Source organism: Actinoallomurus sp. NPDC052308, assembly GCF_040679195.1.
Lineage (GTDB): Bacteria > Actinomycetota > Actinomycetes > Streptosporangiales > Streptosporangiaceae > Actinoallomurus > Actinoallomurus liliacearum.
In genome coordinates this window covers 351140-368919 of the sequence record NZ_JBFAUM010000001.1, presented here as the reverse complement: position 1 = coordinate 368919, position 17780 = coordinate 351140, and the positions used below count along the sequence as shown (strand labels likewise).

Sequence of the window (17780 nt, the reverse complement as noted above, 5' to 3'; positions counted from 1 at the left end):
GTTACTTGTATCGGTAGACGATCCGACCGCGCGTGAGGTCGTAGGGGCTCAGCTCCACGACAACGCGGTCATCGGGCAGGATCCGGATGTAGTGCATCCGCATCTTGCCGCTGATGTGGGCGAGCACCTTGTGCCCGTTGTCGAGCTCCACCCGGAACATGGCGTTCGGGAGTGATTCGACGACGGTGCCCTCGATTTCGATGGCCCCTTCTTTTTTGGGCATGTCCTCCGCGCTTCGCTGATCGGTTCGTCAGGAGAACGGCCTCCGCGAGATACCGACTCGCCGCAATGACATGCGGGCATGAGCCAACACGGGACCGACAAAAGAGTGTACGTCACGCGGCACGAAATCCGAAATCAAGCTCCGGACCCCGTGTCGGGGCGTCACCCTCGTCACAACCAGCCGACGGGGCACTTCATTCCGCGCCGCGACGATCAACGCCGATATGATCTTGAACGCGGTATTTTTCCTCTTTGACCCGGCCTCGGACGATCACCGTGGCCGGCTGGCGACAGGAGAGCAGATGACGAGACACCCGCTCCCGCAGGGCACCGCCGCCGCGCACGTGGCGATCGCCGACCTGGACGAACTGTTCACCGCTGAGCCCGTTCCGGCGTACGGGCACGCACAGACCCACGCCACCTGCGGGCTGTCGGCCAACGACGAGACCGTCTACGTACCGGCCTCCTGAGCGGACCGGCCCCGGGAAGCCCCGGTCATGGCCTCGACGGGCCGTGACCGGGGCGTTCGCCATGGAGGAACGATGCAGAAGGTGTTCTTCACGGGCACCCACCGCGTTCGGACGCCGGAGGAGACCTACGAGTCGATCCGGCCGCTGCTGAGGGACTACGGCATCACCCGGCTCGCCGACGTCACCGGCCTGGACATCATCGGGATCCCGGTCGTGATGGCGGTCCGCCCGCTGGCGACGACGCTGTCGGTCTCCCAGGGGAAGGGCGCGACGCTCCTGCTCGCGAAGATCTCCGGAGCCATGGAGGCCGTCGAACTCTGGCACGCCGAGAACGCCGTCCCGGCACCCGGCCTCCTCGACACACCCTCATCGGAACTCGACCTCCCGTACGAGATCAAGGAACTGGCCGGGATGCGGGGAAGCCTGCTCACCGAGTGGACACGGCTGGACTGGATCCAGGCCGTCGACCTGGTCGAGCGGACCTCGGTGCCGGTGCCCCGGGGTGCGGTCCGGATGGGGCACCCTCCGGCCGACTGGCGTGTCCCCGCGTTCATGGAGAGCTCCAACGGCCTCGCCTCCGGAAACACCGTGGCAGAGGCGACCGTGCACGCCCTGTACGAGGTCATCGAGCGTGACGCCGTGCACGCCCTGCGGGGCGTCCCCGCGTCGGGCCGTCGGTACATCGACCCGGCGAGCGTCTCCGACGATCACTGCGCGGAACTCGTCGAGCGCGTCTCCCGTGCCGGCGCGTGGCTGGAGATCGAGTACGTGCCGAACAGGATGGGCGTGCCCTGTGTGGTCGCCCATCTGTGGCATGAGGACTCACCGGCATCGGTCATGTTCGGTGCCGGTGCGCACGCGGACCCGGCCGTCGCGCTGTCGCGCGCCGTCACCGAGGCCGTACAGGCACGGCTGACCCACATCACCGGCACTCGGGACGATCTGGCATCGGCGGCGTACCGTCCCGTTCATCTCCCGCGTCCGGTGACCCCCGGACCGCTGGAAGCGTGGGATCGGGTGAAGAGCACGGTCCCCGGCGCGCACTTCGCCACGGACACCGAGGAGGCGGACCGGCTCGCCGAGCGGATCGGCGCGGTCACGGGTTCCTCCCCGCTCCGGGTCGTGCTCGCCGATCGGGACGAGTTCGCGGTGGTGAAGGTGCTCTGCCCGGGAACGCGGCAGACGCCGCACTCGAGCGTCCGCGCCGAGGCCGAGGCGAGGGGCGAGGGGGCCGCGTGACCGTCCATGTCTTCTGCGGGCCCACCATCGGCGCCGAGCAGGTCGGGCGGATCCTGCCCGAGGCGCGTACGCATCCTCCGGTGCGCCACGGCGACCTGCTCGCCCTCGGCTGCGCGGCGGGCGACGTCGTGGTCATCATCGACGGTGTCTTCCACTCCACCCCGCCCGTCCGGCACAAGGAGATCCTGCTGCTGCTCGCCGAGGGCGTCTCCGTCGTCGGCGCGTCCAGCATGGGCGCGCTTCGCGCGGCGGAGCTATATCCGTTCGGCATGCGGGGCGTCGGCCGGATCTTCGAGATGTACCGGGACGGCCGAATCGAGGCGGATGACGAGGTCGCCGTCGCACATACGCCCGATGATCTCCGTCCGCTGTCCGTCCCGCTGGTCGACGTCCGGATACGTGTCGGCGACGCCGTGAACGCCGCGGCGATCGGCCGGACGGAGGCGGACCGCCTGCTCGCCGTCGCCCGAGAGCTCCACTACCCGGCGAGAACTCCGCGCGCGCTGGCCGACGCGGTCGCCGACGACGCGAGCCTGCGGGACGCCGTCGACCGGATGACCCACTGGCAGAACGATCGCCCCGAGGCCGTCAACGCCAAGTACGCGGACGCGGTCGAGGCGCTCCGCCTGGTGGCCGACGGAAGGCTCACACCACCCGATCCGAGCGAGTGGGCCGGCACCTCATGGCGGACGACGCAGATCGAACAGTGGATCACACGCTTCCATGTCCGCCGCCCCGGCGCCGGAAGGATCCCGGTCGTCGCGGAACTCCAGCACCAGCAGCTGTACGACCCGGGCTTCCCGGCCCGGTGGCGGCATGCCGCCCTCACCTGGATCACCGGAGGCTCGCTCGGCGACGACCCCGCCCTGATCGAGCGACGCGCGATCGAGACCGCGCGTACCGGCGGCCTTGATCGAGGCTCGCTGGACGAGGAACAGGCGCAGTACTGGCTGAGCCCCCAGGAGATCCACGGCCTGAGCGAGGACGAGCAACTGCTGCGCATCCTCGTTCGCTCGGCCCGGTTCGACGCGGCGGGGCACGCCCGGCTCACCACCCTGGCGAAGACGGCGTTCCTCATCAGACCGGACCTGGACAGCGCGGCGGCCGTGGCGGCCGCCTGGAGCGTCAACGACGCCGTGGCGGCCACGGCTCCGCACCGGGCCGTGCACCACCTCCGCCAGGATCTGCTGCGCGCCCACATCGCCGATCGGTGGGAGGTGGTGGCGACGGACGGACATGCGCTCGATGCCGCCGCCCGTGACCGTGGGTTCCTGGACGCCGCCGCGGCGGTCGAGGTCGCCCGCGCGTTCTTTCTGCACGCCTCCGGAGTCGTCCCCCCGAACCGGGATCCCTCCTCCGCGCTCACCGACTGAACGCCCGGTGATGCGTCAGGGTCTTCTCAGGGACCATCCGGGTCCATGCAAGACGGCCGGGTCCGAGCTCCGCTCAGCGGCGCTCTTCCCCTCGTCCGAAGAACTGCCCGGCCAGCATCAACGCGCCCCACGGGCCGGCCACCCAGACCCACCACGGGTACCAGGCGCCCGCCGTCACGGCGGTGAGCAGCCAGACCACGAAGCAGATCAGGTTGACCGACGCGTACGTCGCCCAGCCCGCCCGCATCCCCGTCCGCTGGAGACCGCCCCCGGGACGGCGGGCGGGCGTCGACTGCCGATACGCCGGCACCGGCAGTTCGTACATGTCCTCTTCGGGCAGGTCGCTGGTCACCTTCTGCAGATCGCCCAGCGTTCGCGCGCGGTAGGCGACGTCGAGACGCTCGTTGAGCTCGTCGACGCCGATGCGCCCCTGAGCACAGTGCTCCCGCAGCGCCGCCGCGACCCGATCACGATCGGCGTCGGAGGCGCGGATCTCGGGATTGAGCGCCATGGTCGATCCTCTCCCTCAGGAGCCCCCGGATTCCTTAATCCAGAGATTACGCCGCGCCACACCCCGATCCACAGTCGCGGCGATCACGGGGCGCCCCGGGACTTCTCTGTGCCGGGACTTCTCGTCGTCCCGGCGACCAGAACTCAGGGCACTCAGGTCGCGGCCTGCGACCGCAGGAGCGTTTAGGCGGCCTTGAGGCGGGCGCCGCCGTCCAGGGCGGTGAGCACCCAGGGGCCGTCCTCGGTGACGGCGAAGGTGTGCTCGAAGTGCGCCGAGCGCCGGCCGTCGCCGGTGATGACGGTCCAGTCGTCGTCGAGCAGCAGGGTCTCGGCCGTGCCCAGGTTGACCATCGGCTCGACCGCGAAGCACATGCCCGGTACCAGCACCGGCCCGCGGCCCGGCAGGCCGTAGTTGGGCACGGCCGGGTCCATGTGCATCTCCGTGCCGATGCCGTGGCCGACGTACTCCTCGACGATGCCGTAGTCGCCCTGGCCGCGGACGTACGTCTCGACCGCGTGCCCGATGTCGCTGAGCCGGCCGCCGGCCAGCCCGGCCGCCAGGCCGCGCCACATCGACTCCTCGCAGACCTCGAGGAGCCTGTGCTCCTCCGGGGTGATCTCGCCGACCGGCACCGTCACGGCCGAGTCGCCGTGCCAGCCGTCGACGATCGCGCCGCAGTCGATCGAGATGACGTCGCCCTCGGTGAGGACCTTCGACGGGCTGGGGATGCCGTGCACGATCTCCTCGTTGACCGAGGTGCAGATGCAGGCCGGGAACCCCTGATAGCCCTTGAACGACGGTGTCGCGCCCGCGGAGCGGATCGACTCCTCCGCGATCGCGTCCAGGTCCGCCGTCGTGATGCCGGGCTTGACCGCCTCGGTGAGCCGCTGGAGTGTGCGGCCGACGACCAGGCCGGCCTCCCGCATCACGTCCAGCTCGCCACGCGACTTGATCTGAATGGCCGGCTTACGCTTCTTCCACACTCTCCGCTCCGCAGGTAGATCCGGACGCGCCCGGAGGAATCCGGCCGCGCCTCACCACCGTGGTCAGTCGGTGAAGGGACGAAGCGCGGCGAGCGCCCGCTCGGTGACCTCTTCGACGGGCCCTGTCGCATCGATACCGACCAGGATGCCCTCATCGGCGTAGAACGACGCGAGGGGTGCGGTCTGTTCCTGGTAGACCTCCAGGCGGTGCCTGATGGTCTCCTCGCGGTCGTCGTCACGCTGGAACAGCTCGCCACCGCAGACGTCGCAGACGCCCTCCTTGGACGGCGGGTCGAAGACCATGTGCCAGATCTTCCCGCATTTGCGGCAGGTACGGCGGCCCGAGAGCCGCCGGACGACCTCGTCGTCGTCGACCACGAGCTCGAGGACGAGGTCGAGCCGCAGATCCATTTCGGCGAGGATCTTCTTGAGCGTCTCCGCCTGCGGAACGTTCCGCGGGAAGCCGTCGAGCAGGAAGCCCTCTTGCGCGTCGTCCTCGGCGAGCCGGTCGCGCACCATCGCGATGGTCACCTCGTCGGGGACGAGGTCGCCGCGGTCCATGTACTCCTTGGCCTTACGGCCGAGGGGCGTGTTACCGCTCACGTTGGCGCGGAAGATGTCACCTGTCGAAATCTTCGGGACCGACAGATGCGATGAGATGAACTGGGCCTGAGTCCCCTTGCCCGCTCCCGGGGGGCCCACGAGCACGATTCGCACTACCGCAGGAAGCCCTCGTAGTTACGCTGCTGGAGTTGGCTCTCGATCTGCTTCACCGTGTCCAGCCCGACGCCGACCATGATCAGAATGCTGGTGCCGCCGAACGGGAAGTTCTGGCTCGCACCGATGATGCCGAACGCCACCATCGGGACCAGCGCGATGAGTCCAAGGTACAGCGCACCGGGAGCCGTGATCCGCGTGAGCACGTAGTCGAGGTACTCGGCGGTCGGCCGCCCCGGGCGAATACCCGGGATGAACCCACCGTACTTCTTCATGTTGTCCGCGACCTCGGTCGGGTTGAACGTGATCGCCACGTAGAAGTAGGTGAAGAAAATGATCAGCAGGAAGTACAGGGCCATGTAAATCGGGTGATCGCCCTTGACCAGGTACTTGTTGATGAACGTCGCCACCGGGTTCGAGCTGTGCCACATCTGGACGATCAGCTGTGGGAGATACAGCAGCGACGAGGCGAAGATGACCGGGATGACGCCGGCCTGGTTCACCTTGAGCGGGATGTAGGTCGAGGTGCCGCCGTACATCCGGCGGCCGACCATCCGCTTGGCGTACTGCACCGGGATGCGGCGCTGCGCCTGCTCGACGAAGACCACGCCGGCGACGATCGCGATGCCCACGAGGAGCACGATCGCGAAGACGAAGCCGCCCTTGGTCTTGTAGATGTTCCAGAACTCGGACGGGAAGACCGCGACGACCTGGGTGAAGATCAGGATCGACATGCCGTTGCCGACACCCCGGTCCGTGACCAGCTCACCGAGCCACATGATCACCGACGTGCCCGCGGTGATGACGATGACCATCGTGACGATGGTGAACCAGCCCTTGTTCCAGAGCAGGTCCTCGGTGCAACCCTGGAGCAGGTTGCCCGTGCTCGCCATCGCGACGATGCCGGTGCCCTGGAGGATCGCCAGGCCGATCGTCAGGTAGCGGGTGTACTGCGTGATCTTCGTCGTCCCGGCCTGGCCCTCCTTACGGAGCGCCTCCAGGCGAGGGATCACCACGGTGAGCAACTGAAGGATGATGCTCGCGGTGATATAGGGCATGATGCCCAGCGCGAAGATCGATAGCTTCAGCAGCGCGCCGCCGCTGAACAGGTTGACCAGGCCATAGACATTGGCGTTGGCCCCCTTGCTCACGACGTCCACGCATCGGTGCACGGCTCCGGTGTTCACGCCCGGTGCCGGCAGCTGAGAGCCCAGCCGGAACACCGCGATGATGAACAGCGTGAAGAGAAGCTTCTTGCGCAGGTCGGGTGTTCGAAACGCCCGAGTGAACGCGGTCAGCACCATTCCTCCTGCGCGGTTTCCGGCCGGCGGCCGCTCAGGGCCCTCGGTCGATCCTCAAGTTGCGGCGACAGTATCGCCGGTCGAACTCTAACAGCCCTTGCGGGGATTGCCGCCCCCGCCACCGCAGGGCGGGGGCGAATCCCGCAAGGGCTTTGACTCACAGCTCTTCCGCAGTGCCTCCGGCACCTGTGATCTTCTCCTTCGCGGAACCGGAGAAGGCGTGCGCCTTGACCTGAACCGTTACGGAGATGTCACCAGTGCCGAGGACCTTGACCAGGCGGCCGGCGCGCACGGCGCCCTTCTCCGCGAGGCTCTCCGGCGTGACCTCGCCGCCCTCGGGGAAGAGCTCGGCGATCTTGGCCACGTTGACGACCTGGTACTCGACCCGGAACGGGTTCTTGAAACCTTTCAGCTTCGGAACCCGGCGGATCAGCGGCATCTGGCCGCCCTCGAACCCGGCCGGCACGGTGTTGCGGGCCTTGGTGCCCTTGGTGCCGCGTCCGGCGGTCTTGCCCTTGGACGCCTCGCCGCGGCCCTTGCGGACCTTGGACTTGTGGGCGCCCGGCGCGGGCCGCAGGTGGTGCGGCCGCAGCGGAGTCTCTGCACCCATGGTCAGTCGACCTCCTCGACGGTCACGAGGTGGCGAACGGTGTTGATCATCCCGAGCACCTCGGGGCGGTCTTCGCGGACGACGCTGTCGCCGATCCGCCGGAGCCCGAGCGTACGCAGGGTGTCACGCTGGTTCTGCTTGCCACCGATCTTGGACTTCACCTGCGTGATCTTCAGGTTGCTCATGACGCCACCTCCTGCCGGGGCTCGCTGCCCGCGGCACGGGCGCGGAGCATCGCGGCCGGGGCGACGTCCTCGATCGGCAGACCCCGCTTGGCCGCGATCTCCTCGGGCCGGTTGAGCTGCTTGAGGGCCGCCACCGTCGCGTGCACGATGTTGATGGCGTTGGACGAGCCGAGCGACTTCGACAGGACGTCGTGGATGCCCGCGCACTCCAGCACCGCGCGCACCGGGCCACCCGCGATCACACCGGTACCGGGGCTGGCCGGCTTGAGCATGACGACGCCCGCGGCCTCCTCACCCTGGCTGGTGTGCGGGATGGTGCCCTGGATCCGCGGCACCTTGAAGAAGTGCTTCTTGGCCTCCTCGACACCCTTGGCGATCGCCGCGGGCACCTCCTTGGCCTTGCCGTAACCGACCCCCACGGTGCCGTTGCCGTCACCCACGACGACCAGCGCCGTGAAGCTGAAGCGCCGGCCGCCCTTGACGACCTTAGCGACCCGGTTGATCGCTACGACGCGCTCGATGTACGACTGTCCCTTGTCGGCGCCACCGCGGCGGTCATCACGCCGGTCGCGCCGCTCGCCGCCGCCACGACGTGGTGCTGCCATTAGTGGTTCCTCTTCTCGTGCGTCATCAGATGCGATTGACGAGCCATCAGAAGTCCAGCCCGCCCTCTCGAGCGCCGTCCGCCAGCGCCGCGATGCGGCCGTGGTAGCGGTGCCCGGCGCGGTCGAAGACCACCGCGCTGATGCCCGCCTCGCGCGCCCGCTCGGCGAGGAGCTCGCCGACCTTGCGCGCCTTGGCGGTCTTGTCGCCCTCGGCCGTACGGAGCGTGGGGTCCAGCGTGGACGCCGACGCCAGCGTGTGACCGGCCAGGTCGTCGATGATCTGCGCGAACATGTGCTTGGTCGAACGCGTCACGACCAGGCGCGGCCGCTGCGGCGTGCCCTGGACCTTCTTGCGGACGCGCAGGTGCCGGCGGGTCCGCGACGCGGCGCGCGACGCGGTCCGCTTGCGGACCTGAGTCTTGCTCGCAGCCATGTCTACTTACCAGCCTTTCCGACCTTGCGGCGGATCTGCTCACCCTGGTACCGCACGCCCTTGCCCTTGTACGGGTCGGGCTTACGCAGCTTGCGGATGTTCGCGGCGACCTCGCCGACCTTCTGCTTGTCGATGCCCTCGATCACGAACTGGGTCGGCCGCTCGACACGGAAGGTGATGCCCGCCGGGGGCTCGACCGTGATCGAGTGGCTGAAGCCGAGCGAGAACTCGAGATTGCTGCCCTTGGCCTGAACGCGGTAGCCGACGCCGACGATCTCCATCGTCTTGCTGTAGCCCTGCGTCACGCCGATGACCATGTTGTTGATCAGCGACCGGGTAAGGCCGTGCAGCGCACGGACCGGGCCCTCGTCGCTGGGGCGACCGACCTTGATCTCGCCGCCCTCCTGGGCGACCTCGATCGGCCGGGCGACCGTGTGCTTCAGCTCGCCCTTGGGGCCCTTGACCGTGACCTCCTGGCCATCGACCTTGACGTCGACGCCGCTGGGGACGGGAATGGGCAGACGTCCAATACGCGACATGCTTGGGTCCCTCCCCTCACCACACGTAGGCGAGGACTTCCCCGCCCACACCGTGCTTGCCGGCCTGCTTGTCGGTCATCAGGCCGGAGGACGTCGAGATGATCGCGACGCCGAGACCACCGAGGACCTTCGGCAGGTTGTCCTTCTTCGCGTAGACCCGCAGGCCAGGCTTGGACACCCGCTTGAGCCCGGCGATCGAGCGCTCCCGGCTCGGGCCGAACTTGAGGTCGACTACGAGCTTCTTGCCGACCTCGGCGTCCTCCACGCTCCATCCCGAGATGTAACCCTCCTGCTGGAGGATCTCGGCGATGTGCGCCTTGATCTTCGAGTACGGCATGGCCACGGTGTCGTGGTATGCCGAGTTCGCGTTCCGCAGACGGGTCAACATGTCTGCGATCGGGTCGGTCATCGTCATGGCCTACTGGCCCTCCTCGCCGCGGTTTCCGTACGTCACGGACCTTCGACGCGGTCGTGGGCGCCTTGTCCAGGCGCCCGATCGGTCATTTATCGAAAAGCCGGTGGATTTACCAGCTGGACTTGGTGATGCCGGGCAGCTCGCCGCGGTGCGCCATCTCCCGGAAGCAGATCCGGCACAGGCCGAACTTGCGGAAGACGGCACGCGGACGCCCGCACCGCGAGCACCGAGTGTAGGCGCGCACGGCGTGCTTGGGCTTCCGGTTCGCTTTGGCGATCAGAGCCTTCTTCGCCATCTCAGTTCTCCTTGAACGGGAAGCCCAGGTGCCGCAGGAGCGCCCGGCCCTCGTCGTCGGTCGTCGCGGTCGTCACGATCGTGATGTCCATGCCGCGCTGGCGGTCGACCTTGTCCGGGTCGATCTCGTGGAACATCACCTGCTCGGTGAGCCCGAACGTGTAGTTCCCGTTGCCGTCGAAGTGCTTCGGCGACAGGCCGCGGAAGTCACGGATCCGGGGCAGCGCCAGGGACAGCAGGCGGTCGAGGAACTCCCACATGCGGTCGCCGCGCAGCGTCACGTGCGCGCCGATCGGCATGCCCTCGCGCAGCTTGAACTGCGCGATGGACTTCTTCGCCCGCGCCACGGCAGGCTTCTGGCCGGTGATGGTCGTCAGGTCGCGCACCGCGCCCTCGATGAGCTTCGAGTCGCGGGCGGCGTCGCCGACGCCCATGTTGACCTTGACCTTGGTCACGCCCGGGATCTGCATGACGTTCGCGTAGCCGAACTCGTCCTGCAGCTTCTGCGCGATCTCCTCGCGGTAGCGCAGCTTGAGCCGCGGCTGCGGGGTTTGCGTAGTCGTGTCGGCGGTCATCAGATTTCCTTACCGGTACGGCGCGAGACGCGGACCTTCGTGCCGTCTTCGTTGATGCTGTAGCCGACGCGAGTGCGCTTGCCGTTCTCCAGCAGCATCACGTTGCTGACGTGGATCGGCCCCTCCGCGGTGACGACCCCGCCCTCCTTGGCGCCGCGCGGGCCCTGGTTCGTCTCCTTGGAGTGGCGCTTCACCATGTTCACGCCCTCGACGACCACGCGCTCACGCTTGGGGTCGGCCGAGATGACCTTCCCGGTCGCGCCCTTGTCCTTGCCGGCGATGACGACGACCTCGTCGCCCTTCTTGATCTTCATCAGAGCACCTCCGGCGCCAGCGAGATGATGCGCATGAACCGCTTCTCGCGCAGCTCCCGACCGACCGGGCCGAAGATACGCGTGCCCCGAGGGTCGCCACCGTCCTTGATCAGAACGGCCGCGTTCTCGTCGAAGCGGATGTAGGAGCCGTCGGGACGGCCCCGCTCCTTGCGGGTGCGCACGACGACGGCCTTAACGACATCACCCTTCTTGACGCCGGCACCGGGAAGGGCGTCCTTCACGGTGGCGACGATGATGTCACCGATGCCCGCATAGCGCCGACCCGAGCCGCCGAGAACGCGGATGCACAGAATCTCCTTGGCACCCGTGTTGTCGGCGACCTTGAGTCGCGACTCCTGCTGGATCACGTCAACTCCTGTATTTCACGCCGGTTCTCGTTGTGAGCCTGGCGGATTCGATCCTCAGTCGCTCGGCGGCGACTGCCAGTTACTTGGCCTTCTCAAGGATCTCCACGACGCGCCACCGCTTGGTGGCGGACATCGGCCGGGTCTCCATGAGACGAACCCGGTCGCCCACGCCACAGGCGTTGCCCTCGTCGTGCGCCTTGTACTTCGTGGTACGGCGGATGATCTTGCCGTACAGCGGGTGCTTGACGCGGTCCTCGACGGCGACGACGACGGTCTTGTCCATCTTGTCGCTGACCACGAGACCCTCACGGATCTTGCGGTAGTTCCGCGTCTCGGTGTTCTGCTCACTCATCGGTGGACTCCTCCACGGGCTCCTCGGCGAACTCGACGATGCCGAGCTCACGCTCCCGCATCACGGTGTAGATGCGGGCGATCTCCCGCTTCACTTCCCGAAGCCGTCCGTGAGTCTCGAGCTGGCCCGTCGCCGCCTGGAAGCGGAGGTTGAACAGCTCCTCCTTCGCCTCCTTGAGCTTGGTGACGAGCTCAGCCTCGGGCTGGGTCCGCAGATCGTCAGCGGTAAGGCCCTTGGCCATCACGCCTCACCCACTTCACGCTTCACGAACTTGCACTTCATCGGGAGCTTGTGCATCGCGCGGCGCAGCGCCTCGCGAGCGAGCGGCTCCGGGACGCCGGCCAGCTCGAACATCACGCGGCCGGGCTTGACGTTGGCGATCCACCACTCCGGCGAGCCCTTACCGGAACCCATCCGGGTCTCGGCCGGCTTCTTGGTCAGCGGACGGTCGGGGTAGATGTTGATCCACACCTTTCCGCCACGCTTGATGTGCCGGGTCATGGCGATACGAGCGGCCTCGATCTGCCGGTTGGTCACGTAGGCGCCCTCGACGGCCTGGATGCCGTACTCACCGAAGGTGACCTTCGTGCCGCCCTTGGCCATCCCACGCCGCTTCGGGTGGTGCTGCTTGCGGTGCTTGACCCTGCGCGGGATCAGCATTGGTTACTCAGCTCCCCTCACCCGTGCTGGACGGCGTGGCCGCCTCGTTCGACTGCTGCTGCTCGGCGCCGCTGGGCGCGCTCGCGGCCTGCTGCTGCCGGCCACCGCGGTCGCCACCGCGCTCGCCGCGCCGGCCACCGCCGCCGCCGCCACCACGACGCTGCGGCCGCTCGCGCCGGCCGCCGCCACCGGCGGCCCGCTCCTTGGCCTGCTGCGCCTCGCGCTCGGCGCGGCTCGTCGGAGCCTCGCCCTTGTAGATCCAGACCTTCACGCCGATCCGGCCGAAGGTGGTGCGGGCCTCGTAGAAGCCGTAGTCGATGTCGGCGCGGAGCGTGTGCAGGGGCACCTGGCCCTCGCGGTAGAACTCCGAGCGCGACATCTCGGCGCCGCCGAGGCGGCCGCCGCACTGGACCTTGATGCCCTTGGCGCCGCTCTTCATGGCGCTCTGGATGGCCTTGCGCATCGCACGGCGGAACGCGACCCGGCTGGACAGCTGCTCGGCGACGCCCTGGGCGACGAGCTGCGCGTCGACCTCAGGGTTCTTCACCTCGAGAATGTTCAGCTGGACCTGCTTGCCGGTCAGCTTCTCGAGGTCGCCGCGGATGCGGTCGGCCTCCGCGCCACGGCGACCGATGACGATGCCGGGACGGGCGGTGTGAATGTCGACGCGGACGCGGTCACGGGTGCGCTCGATCTCGACCTTGGAGATGCCGGCGCGGTCCATGCCGCGGGTCAGCATCCGGCGGATCGCCACGTCTTCCTTGACGTAGTCCTTGTACAGCTTGTCGGCGTACCACCGGCTCTTGAAGTCGGTGGTGATGCCCAACCGGAACCCGTGCGGGTTGATCTTCTGCCCCACTAGCGGGTCCTCCTCGTCTTCTTACGGCCGTTGGACTTCTCGCCCTCGGACCGCGACTCGACCACGACCGTGATGTGGCTCGTCCGCTTGTTGATGCGGTACGCACGCCCCATCGACCGCGGGCGGAAACGCTTCAGCGTCGGTCCCTCGTCGACCCACGCGCGGCTCACCCAGAGCGTGTCGACCTCGAGCTGGTTGTTGTGCTCGGCGTTGGCGATGGCGCTCGAGAGCACCTTGTACACCGGCTCGCTCGCAGCCTGAGGGGCGAACCGCAGCACCGCCTGAGCCTCCGCGGCCGGCAGGCCACGGATGAGGTCCACCACGCGGCGGGCCTTTCTGGGCGTGACGCGGGCGTACCGCGCCTGGGCCCTGGCTTCCATCGCTGTTTCCTCGCTCTCAGTACTTCCGGTCAGCCGCGTCGGCTGCGACGGTCTTCCTTGATGTGGCCCTTGAACGTCCGCGTCGGGGCGAACTCCCCGAGCTTGTGACCGATCATGGCCTCGGTGACGAACACCGGAACATGCTTGCGACCGTCGTGCACGGCGATCGTGTGACCGAGCATGTCGGGCACGATCATGGAGCGCCGCGACCACGTCTTGATGACGTTCTTGGTGCCCTTCTCGTTCTGCACGTCCACCTTCTTCATGAGGTGGTCGTCCACGAAAGGGCCCTTCTTAAGGCTACGTGGCATGGTGGGCTCCTACCGCTTCTTCTTGCTACGACGACGGACGATGAGCCGATCGGACGGCTTGTTCGCCTTGCGGGTGCGGCCCTCGGGCTTGCCCCAGGGGCTCGACGGGTGGCGACCACCGGAGGTCTTGCCCTCACCACCACCGTGCGGGTGGTCGATCGGGTTCATCGCGACACCGCGGACGGTCGGGCGCTTGCCCTTCCACCGCATACGGCCGGCCTTACCCCAGTTGATGTTCGACTGCTCGGAGTTGCCGACCTCACCGACGGTGGCGCGGCAGCGAACGTCGACCATGCGCATCTCACCGGAGGGCATGCGCAGCGTGGCGTACTTGCCCTCCTTGGCGAGCAGCTGCGCGCCGGAGCCGGCCGACCGGGCCAGCTTGGCGCCGCCGCCCGGCCGCAGCTCGATGGCGTGCACGACCGTACCGGTCGGGATGTTGCGCAGCGGCAGGCAGTTGCCCGGCTTGATGTCGGCGCCCGGACCGTTCTCGATCGCGTCGCCCTGCTTCACGCCGGTCGGGCAGAGGATGTAGCGCTTCTCCCCGTCGGCGTAGTGCAGCAGCGCGATCCGCGCGGTGCGGTTCGGGTCGTACTCGATGTGCGCGACCTTCGCCGGGACGCCGTCCTTGTCGGCGCGCCGGAAGTCGATGACGCGGTAGGCCCGCTTGTGGCCGCCACCCTGATGCCGGGTGGTGATGCGGCCGTGTGCGTTACGGCCGCCCTTCTTCGGGAGCGGACGCACCAGCGACTTCTCGGGCTCGGTCCGGGTGACCTCGACGAAGTCGGCCACGCTCGAACCGCGACGCCCGGGCGTCGTCGGCTTGTACTTACGGATGCCCATCTTTTTCGTTCATCCCTTGTCTGCTTCAGCGATCCCGGTCAGGAGACCGGGCCGCCGAAGATGTCGATCCGCTCACCGTCGGCCAGGCTCACGATGGCCCGCTTGGTGTCCTTGCGCTTGCCGTAACCGAACCGGGTGCGCTTGCGCTTGCCCTGCCGGTTGATGGTGTTCACGCCCGTCACCTTGACCCCGAAGACGGCCTCGACGGCCTGCCGGATCTGGGTCTTGTTGGCGTCGGTGCGGACCTCGAACGTGTACTTGTTCTCATCGAGCAGCCCGTAGCTCTTCTCAGAGATCACGGGCGCGATGAGGATGTCGCGCGGGTCGGCGATCTTCACTGCGCGCTCTCCTTCCCGCTCACACGGCCCACGAAGGCCTGGTACGCGGCCTCGGTGAACACCACGTCGTCGTTGCAGAGCACGTCGTAGGTGTTCAGCTGGTCCTCGACGATCACGTGGATCTCGGGGACGTTGCGCAGGCTCTTCCAGGTGAGCTCGTCCTCGCGGTCGAGCACCAGGAGGACCTTGTCCGCCGGAGTGATCTCGCGCAGCGCGGCGAGCGCCGTCTTGGTCTTCGGCGTGTCACCCTCGAGCAGGTTCGACACCACGTGCACGCGGCCGTACCGAGCGCGGTCCGACAGCGCGCCGCGCAGTGCGGCCGCCTTCATCTTCTTCGGCGTCTTCTGCTCGTACGAGCGCGGCTGCGGGCCGTGGACGGTGCCACCGCCGGCGAACTGCGGCGCACGGGTGGAGCCCTGACGGGCGCGGCCGGTGCCCTTCTGCCGGTACGGCTTCTTGCCGCCGCCGGAGACCTCACCGCGGGTCTTGGTCTTGTGCGTGCCCTGGCGTGCCGCGGCCAGCTGCGCCACGACCACCTGGTGGATCAGCGGCACGTTGACCTTGGCCTCGAAGATCTCCGGGGCCAGTTCGACGTCCAGCTTGCTCACTTACTTCGCCCCCTTCGCGGCGGTGCGAACCAGGACGAGGCCGCCGTTCGGACCGGGAACCGCGCCCTTGATCAGCAGCAGGTTCTTCTCGGTGTCGATGGCGTGCACGGTGAGGTTCTGGACGGTGATGCGGGCGTTGCCGTGCCGACCGGCCATGCGCAGGCCCTTGAACACGCGACCCGGGGTCGCGCAGCCGCCGATCGAACCCGGCGAACGGTGCTTGCGCTGGGTACCGTGCGAGGCGCCGAGGCCCTTGAAGCCGTGACGCTTCATGACACCCGCGGTGCCCTTGCCCTTGCTGCGGCCGGTGACGTCGATCCGCTGGCCGGCCTCGAAGGCCTCAACGGTGACTTCCTGGCCGAGCTCGTACTCGGTGGCGTCGTCGGTGCGCAGCTCGACGAGGTGACGGCGCGGCGTGACGCCGGCCTTCTCGAAGTGCCCGGTGAGGGGCTTGTTCACCTTGCGCGGGTCGATCTGCCCGTAGCCGAGCTGGACGGCGGAGTAGCCGTCGCTCTCGGGGGTGCGGACCCGGGTGACGACGCACGGCCCGGCCTGGACGACGGTTACCGGCACAATGCGGCCCTCATCGTCGAAAACCTGGGTCATGCCGAGCTTCTCGCCCAGGACGCCCTTTCTCTGCTTACTCATCTCTCGATGCGTCCTTAGAGCTTGATCTCGATGTCGACGCCGGCCGGCAGGTCGAGCCGCATGAGCGAGTCGACCGTCTTGGGCGTCGGATCGATGATGTCGATCAAACGCTTGTGCGTGCGCATCTCAAAGTGCTCGCGGCTGTCCTTGTACTTGTGCGGCGAGCGGATGACGCAGTACACGTTCTTCTCGGTCGGCAGCGGCACCGGGCCGGCGACCTTCGCGCCCGTGCGCGTCACCGTCTCGACGATCTTGCGCGCCGAAGTGTCGATGACCTCGTGGTCGTAGGCCTTGAGCCGGATGCGGATCTTCTGTCCCGCCATGGTGGCCTCGGTGTCCTTTACTTCCTAGTGCCGCTGGGTCTTCTCATCGTGGTGCGGCGGCCGGGCTCTGCTGGCGAGCCCGGCCGCCGCCACACGGGGTTACTACTTGATGATCTTGGTCACTCGGCCGGCGCCGACGGTGCGGCCGCCCTCGCGGATCGCGAAGCGGAGGCCTTCCTCCATCGCGATCGGCTGGATGAGCTCGACGCGCATCTCGGTGTTGTCGCCCGGCATGACCATCTCGGTGCCCTCGGGCAGGTGCACGACGCCGGTCACGTCCGTGGTCCGGAAGTAGAACTGCGGACGGTAGTTGTTGAAGAACGGCGTGTGGCGGCCACCCTCGTCCTTGGACAGGATGTAGACCTGCGCCTCGAACTCGGTGTGCGGGGTGTTGGTGCCCGGCTTGATGACACACTGACCGCGCTCGACGTCCTCGCGCTTGATACCGCGCAGGAGCAGACCGACGTTGTCACCGGCCTGGCCCTCGTCGAGCAGCTTGCGGAACATCTCGACGCCCGTGACCGTGGTGGTGGTCGCGGTCTCCTTGATGCCGATGATGTCGACGGTCTCGTTGACGTGGACGACGCCACGCTCGATGCGGCCGGTGACGACGGTGCCGCGACCGGTGATCGAGAAGACGTCCTCGATCGGCATCAGGAACGGCTTGTCCGTCTCACGGACCGGCTCCGGGATGTTCTCGTCGCAGGCGTCCATGAGCTCGGCGATCTTCGCGCCCCACTCGGCGTCGCCCTCGAGCGCCTTGAGCGCCGAGACGCGCACGACCGGAACGTCGTCGCCCGGGAACTCGTACTCGGACAGCAGCTCACGGACCTCCAGCTCGACGAGCTCGAGGATCTCCTCGTCGTCGACCATGTCGGCCTTGTTGAGGGCCACGACGATGTACGGAACGCCGACCTGGCGGGCCAGGAGCACGTGCTCCTTGGTCTGCGGCATCGGGCCGTCGGTCGCCGCCACCACCAGGATCGCGCCGTCCATCTGGGCAGCGCCGGTGATCATGTTCTTGATGTAGTCGGCGTGACCCGGGCAGTCGACGTGAGCGTAGTGACGCTTCTCCGTCTGGTACTCGACGTGAGCGATCGAGATCGTGATGCCCCGCTCGCGCTCCTCCGGCGCCTTGTCGATGTCCTCGAACGGCGTGAAGGGGTTGAGGTCGGGGTGCTTGTCATGGAGCACCTTGGTAATCGCCGCGGTAAGCGTGGTCTTACCGTGGTCGATGTGTCCAATGGTGCCGATGTTTACGTGCGGCTTCGTCCGCTCGAACTTGGCCTTGGCCACCGGTGTCT

At 67.8% G+C, this 17780-nt stretch carries 30 protein-coding genes; 3 read left to right on the top strand and 27 right to left on the bottom strand.

The genetic code is table 11. From position 1 onward, the window contains the following. Position 1: 1 nt before the first annotated feature. On the bottom strand, positions 2 to 223 hold the full coding sequence (gene infA / locus AB0L00_RS01970; protein WP_067912209.1) for a translation initiation factor IF-1: 222 nt from the start codon (positions 221 to 223) through the stop codon (positions 2 to 4). Positions 224 to 524: 301 nt separating this feature from the next. Here infA and AB0L00_RS01965 point away from each other — a divergent pair, with 301 nt between their 5' ends. The 3 genes from AB0L00_RS01965 to AB0L00_RS01955 all read left to right on the top strand — a co-directional run bounded on the left by AB0L00_RS01965 (position 525) and on the right by AB0L00_RS01955 (position 3304). Next, positions 525 to 692: a hypothetical protein gene (locus tag AB0L00_RS01965; protein WP_364427042.1), complete on the top strand. Its 168-nt coding sequence runs from the start codon at positions 525 to 527 to the stop codon at positions 690 to 692. 72 nt (positions 693 to 764) lie between these two features. Further along, positions 765 to 1931 carry a YcaO-like family protein gene (locus tag AB0L00_RS01960; RefSeq protein WP_364427040.1) on the top strand — a complete coding sequence of 389 codons (1167 nt, stop codon included), beginning with the start codon at positions 765 to 767 and terminating at the stop codon, positions 1929 to 1931. After that, positions 1928 to 3304, top strand: a complete 1377-nt coding sequence (locus AB0L00_RS01955; RefSeq protein ID WP_364427037.1) for a TfuA-like protein — start codon at positions 1928 to 1930, stop codon at positions 3302 to 3304. Before AB0L00_RS01960 ends, AB0L00_RS01955 begins: the two co-directional genes overlap by 4 nt. A gap of 73 nt (positions 3305 to 3377) precedes the next feature. On the opposite strand, the gene AB0L00_RS01950 is transcribed toward AB0L00_RS01955, so the two are convergent. From AB0L00_RS01950 to tuf, 26 genes are all read right to left on the bottom strand, one after another. Beyond that, positions 3378 to 3815: a DUF1707 domain-containing protein gene (locus AB0L00_RS01950; RefSeq protein ID WP_364427034.1), complete on the bottom strand. Its 438-nt coding sequence runs from the start codon at positions 3813 to 3815 to the stop codon at positions 3378 to 3380. 182 nt (positions 3816 to 3997) lie between these two features. Beyond that, entirely contained in the window at positions 3998 to 4798 is an 801-nt protein-coding gene (gene map, locus AB0L00_RS01945) for a type I methionyl aminopeptidase (RefSeq protein ID WP_364427032.1), read from the bottom strand. Positions 4799 to 4861: 63 nt separating this feature from the next. Next, on the bottom strand, positions 4862 to 5515 hold the full coding sequence (locus AB0L00_RS01940) for an adenylate kinase (protein ID WP_364427029.1): 654 nt from the start codon (positions 5513 to 5515) through the stop codon (positions 4862 to 4864). Further along, the gene (secY, locus tag AB0L00_RS01935) at positions 5515 to 6816 is read right to left on the bottom strand and encodes a preprotein translocase subunit SecY (protein WP_345353680.1); all 1302 of its coding nucleotides are present in this window, start codon (positions 6814 to 6816) and stop codon (positions 5515 to 5517) included. Before secY ends, AB0L00_RS01940 begins: the two co-directional genes overlap by 1 nt. Before the next feature lie 157 nt (positions 6817 to 6973). Next, positions 6974 to 7426, bottom strand: coding sequence for a 50S ribosomal protein L15 (rplO, locus tag AB0L00_RS01930; protein WP_345352758.1), 453 nt, complete (start codon positions 7424 to 7426; stop codon positions 6974 to 6976). 2 nt (positions 7427 to 7428) lie between these two features. Then, positions 7429 to 7611: a 50S ribosomal protein L30 gene (rpmD, locus tag AB0L00_RS01925; RefSeq protein ID WP_345352755.1), complete on the bottom strand. Its 183-nt coding sequence runs from the start codon at positions 7609 to 7611 to the stop codon at positions 7429 to 7431. After that, positions 7608 to 8216: a 30S ribosomal protein S5 gene (gene rpsE, locus AB0L00_RS01920; RefSeq protein ID WP_345352752.1), complete on the bottom strand. Its 609-nt coding sequence runs from the start codon at positions 8214 to 8216 to the stop codon at positions 7608 to 7610. Before rpsE ends, rpmD begins: the two co-directional genes overlap by 4 nt. Positions 8217 to 8262: 46 nt before the next feature. Then, positions 8263 to 8649, bottom strand: a complete 387-nt coding sequence (rplR, locus tag AB0L00_RS01915; RefSeq protein ID WP_252780529.1) for a 50S ribosomal protein L18 — start codon at positions 8647 to 8649, stop codon at positions 8263 to 8265. Positions 8650 to 8651: 2 nt separating this feature from the next. Further along, on the bottom strand, positions 8652 to 9188 hold the full coding sequence (gene rplF / locus AB0L00_RS01910; protein WP_345352745.1) for a 50S ribosomal protein L6: 537 nt from the start codon (positions 9186 to 9188) through the stop codon (positions 8652 to 8654). Between the two features lie 16 nt (positions 9189 to 9204). Continuing rightward, positions 9205 to 9603: a 30S ribosomal protein S8 gene (gene rpsH / locus AB0L00_RS01905; protein WP_252840830.1), complete on the bottom strand. Its 399-nt coding sequence runs from the start codon at positions 9601 to 9603 to the stop codon at positions 9205 to 9207. A 109-nt stretch (positions 9604 to 9712) separates the two neighbouring features. After that, positions 9713 to 9898, bottom strand: a complete 186-nt coding sequence (locus tag AB0L00_RS01900; protein WP_252780511.1) for a type Z 30S ribosomal protein S14 — start codon at positions 9896 to 9898, stop codon at positions 9713 to 9715. 1 nt (position 9899) lies between these two features. Further along, positions 9900 to 10472 carry a 50S ribosomal protein L5 gene (gene rplE, locus AB0L00_RS01895; protein WP_364427026.1) on the bottom strand — a complete coding sequence of 191 codons (573 nt, stop codon included), beginning with the start codon at positions 10470 to 10472 and terminating at the stop codon, positions 9900 to 9902. Next, positions 10472 to 10786, bottom strand: a complete 315-nt coding sequence (gene rplX, locus AB0L00_RS01890) for a 50S ribosomal protein L24 (protein ID WP_345352729.1) — start codon at positions 10784 to 10786, stop codon at positions 10472 to 10474. Before rplX ends, rplE begins: the two co-directional genes overlap by 1 nt. Beyond that, the gene (gene rplN / locus AB0L00_RS01885; RefSeq protein ID WP_252780494.1) at positions 10786 to 11154 is read right to left on the bottom strand and encodes a 50S ribosomal protein L14; all 369 of its coding nucleotides are present in this window, start codon (positions 11152 to 11154) and stop codon (positions 10786 to 10788) included. Before rplN ends, rplX begins: the two co-directional genes overlap by 1 nt. Positions 11155 to 11233: 79 nt before the next feature. After that, complete coding sequence (gene rpsQ / locus AB0L00_RS01880; protein ID WP_345352726.1) at positions 11234 to 11506, bottom strand: 30S ribosomal protein S17; 273 nt, start codon at positions 11504 to 11506, stop codon at positions 11234 to 11236. Next, positions 11499 to 11747, bottom strand: coding sequence for a 50S ribosomal protein L29 (gene rpmC / locus AB0L00_RS01875; protein ID WP_252780978.1), 249 nt, complete (start codon positions 11745 to 11747; stop codon positions 11499 to 11501). Before rpmC ends, rpsQ begins: the two co-directional genes overlap by 8 nt. Continuing rightward, positions 11747 to 12166: a 50S ribosomal protein L16 gene (gene rplP, locus AB0L00_RS01870; protein ID WP_252780460.1), complete on the bottom strand. Its 420-nt coding sequence runs from the start codon at positions 12164 to 12166 to the stop codon at positions 11747 to 11749. The genes rpmC and rplP overlap by 1 nt, the downstream gene beginning before the upstream one ends. A 7-nt stretch (positions 12167 to 12173) precedes the next feature. Continuing rightward, positions 12174 to 13025, bottom strand: a complete 852-nt coding sequence (rpsC, locus tag AB0L00_RS01865; protein ID WP_345352715.1) for a 30S ribosomal protein S3 — start codon at positions 13023 to 13025, stop codon at positions 12174 to 12176. Next, a complete protein-coding gene (rplV, locus tag AB0L00_RS01860; RefSeq protein ID WP_364407276.1) occupies positions 13025 to 13405 on the bottom strand; it encodes a 50S ribosomal protein L22 in 381 nt (126 codons plus the stop codon). The genes rpsC and rplV overlap by 1 nt, the downstream gene beginning before the upstream one ends. Positions 13406 to 13434: 29 nt before the next feature. Further along, complete coding sequence (rpsS, locus tag AB0L00_RS01855) at positions 13435 to 13716, bottom strand: 30S ribosomal protein S19 (RefSeq protein WP_252780430.1); 282 nt, start codon at positions 13714 to 13716, stop codon at positions 13435 to 13437. 9 nt (positions 13717 to 13725) lie between these two features. Next, positions 13726 to 14559, bottom strand: coding sequence for a 50S ribosomal protein L2 (rplB, locus tag AB0L00_RS01850; RefSeq protein ID WP_345352708.1), 834 nt, complete (start codon positions 14557 to 14559; stop codon positions 13726 to 13728). 38 nt (positions 14560 to 14597) lie between these two features. Continuing rightward, a complete protein-coding gene (rplW, locus tag AB0L00_RS01845) occupies positions 14598 to 14897 on the bottom strand; it encodes a 50S ribosomal protein L23 (protein ID WP_252780425.1) in 300 nt (99 codons plus the stop codon). Further along, complete coding sequence (gene rplD, locus AB0L00_RS01840) at positions 14894 to 15505, bottom strand: 50S ribosomal protein L4 (RefSeq protein WP_364407279.1); 612 nt, start codon at positions 15503 to 15505, stop codon at positions 14894 to 14896. Before rplD ends, rplW begins: the two co-directional genes overlap by 4 nt. Beyond that, a complete protein-coding gene (rplC, locus tag AB0L00_RS01835) occupies positions 15506 to 16153 on the bottom strand; it encodes a 50S ribosomal protein L3 (RefSeq protein ID WP_345352701.1) in 648 nt (215 codons plus the stop codon). A 14-nt stretch (positions 16154 to 16167) separates the two neighbouring features. Further along, complete coding sequence (rpsJ, locus tag AB0L00_RS01830; RefSeq protein WP_141956729.1) at positions 16168 to 16476, bottom strand: 30S ribosomal protein S10; 309 nt, start codon at positions 16474 to 16476, stop codon at positions 16168 to 16170. Positions 16477 to 16578: 102 nt separating this feature from the next. Beyond that, positions 16579 to 17772, bottom strand: coding sequence for an elongation factor Tu (gene tuf / locus AB0L00_RS01825; RefSeq protein ID WP_345352697.1), 1194 nt, complete (start codon positions 17770 to 17772; stop codon positions 16579 to 16581). Between the last annotated feature and the right edge of the window lie 8 nt (positions 17773 to 17780).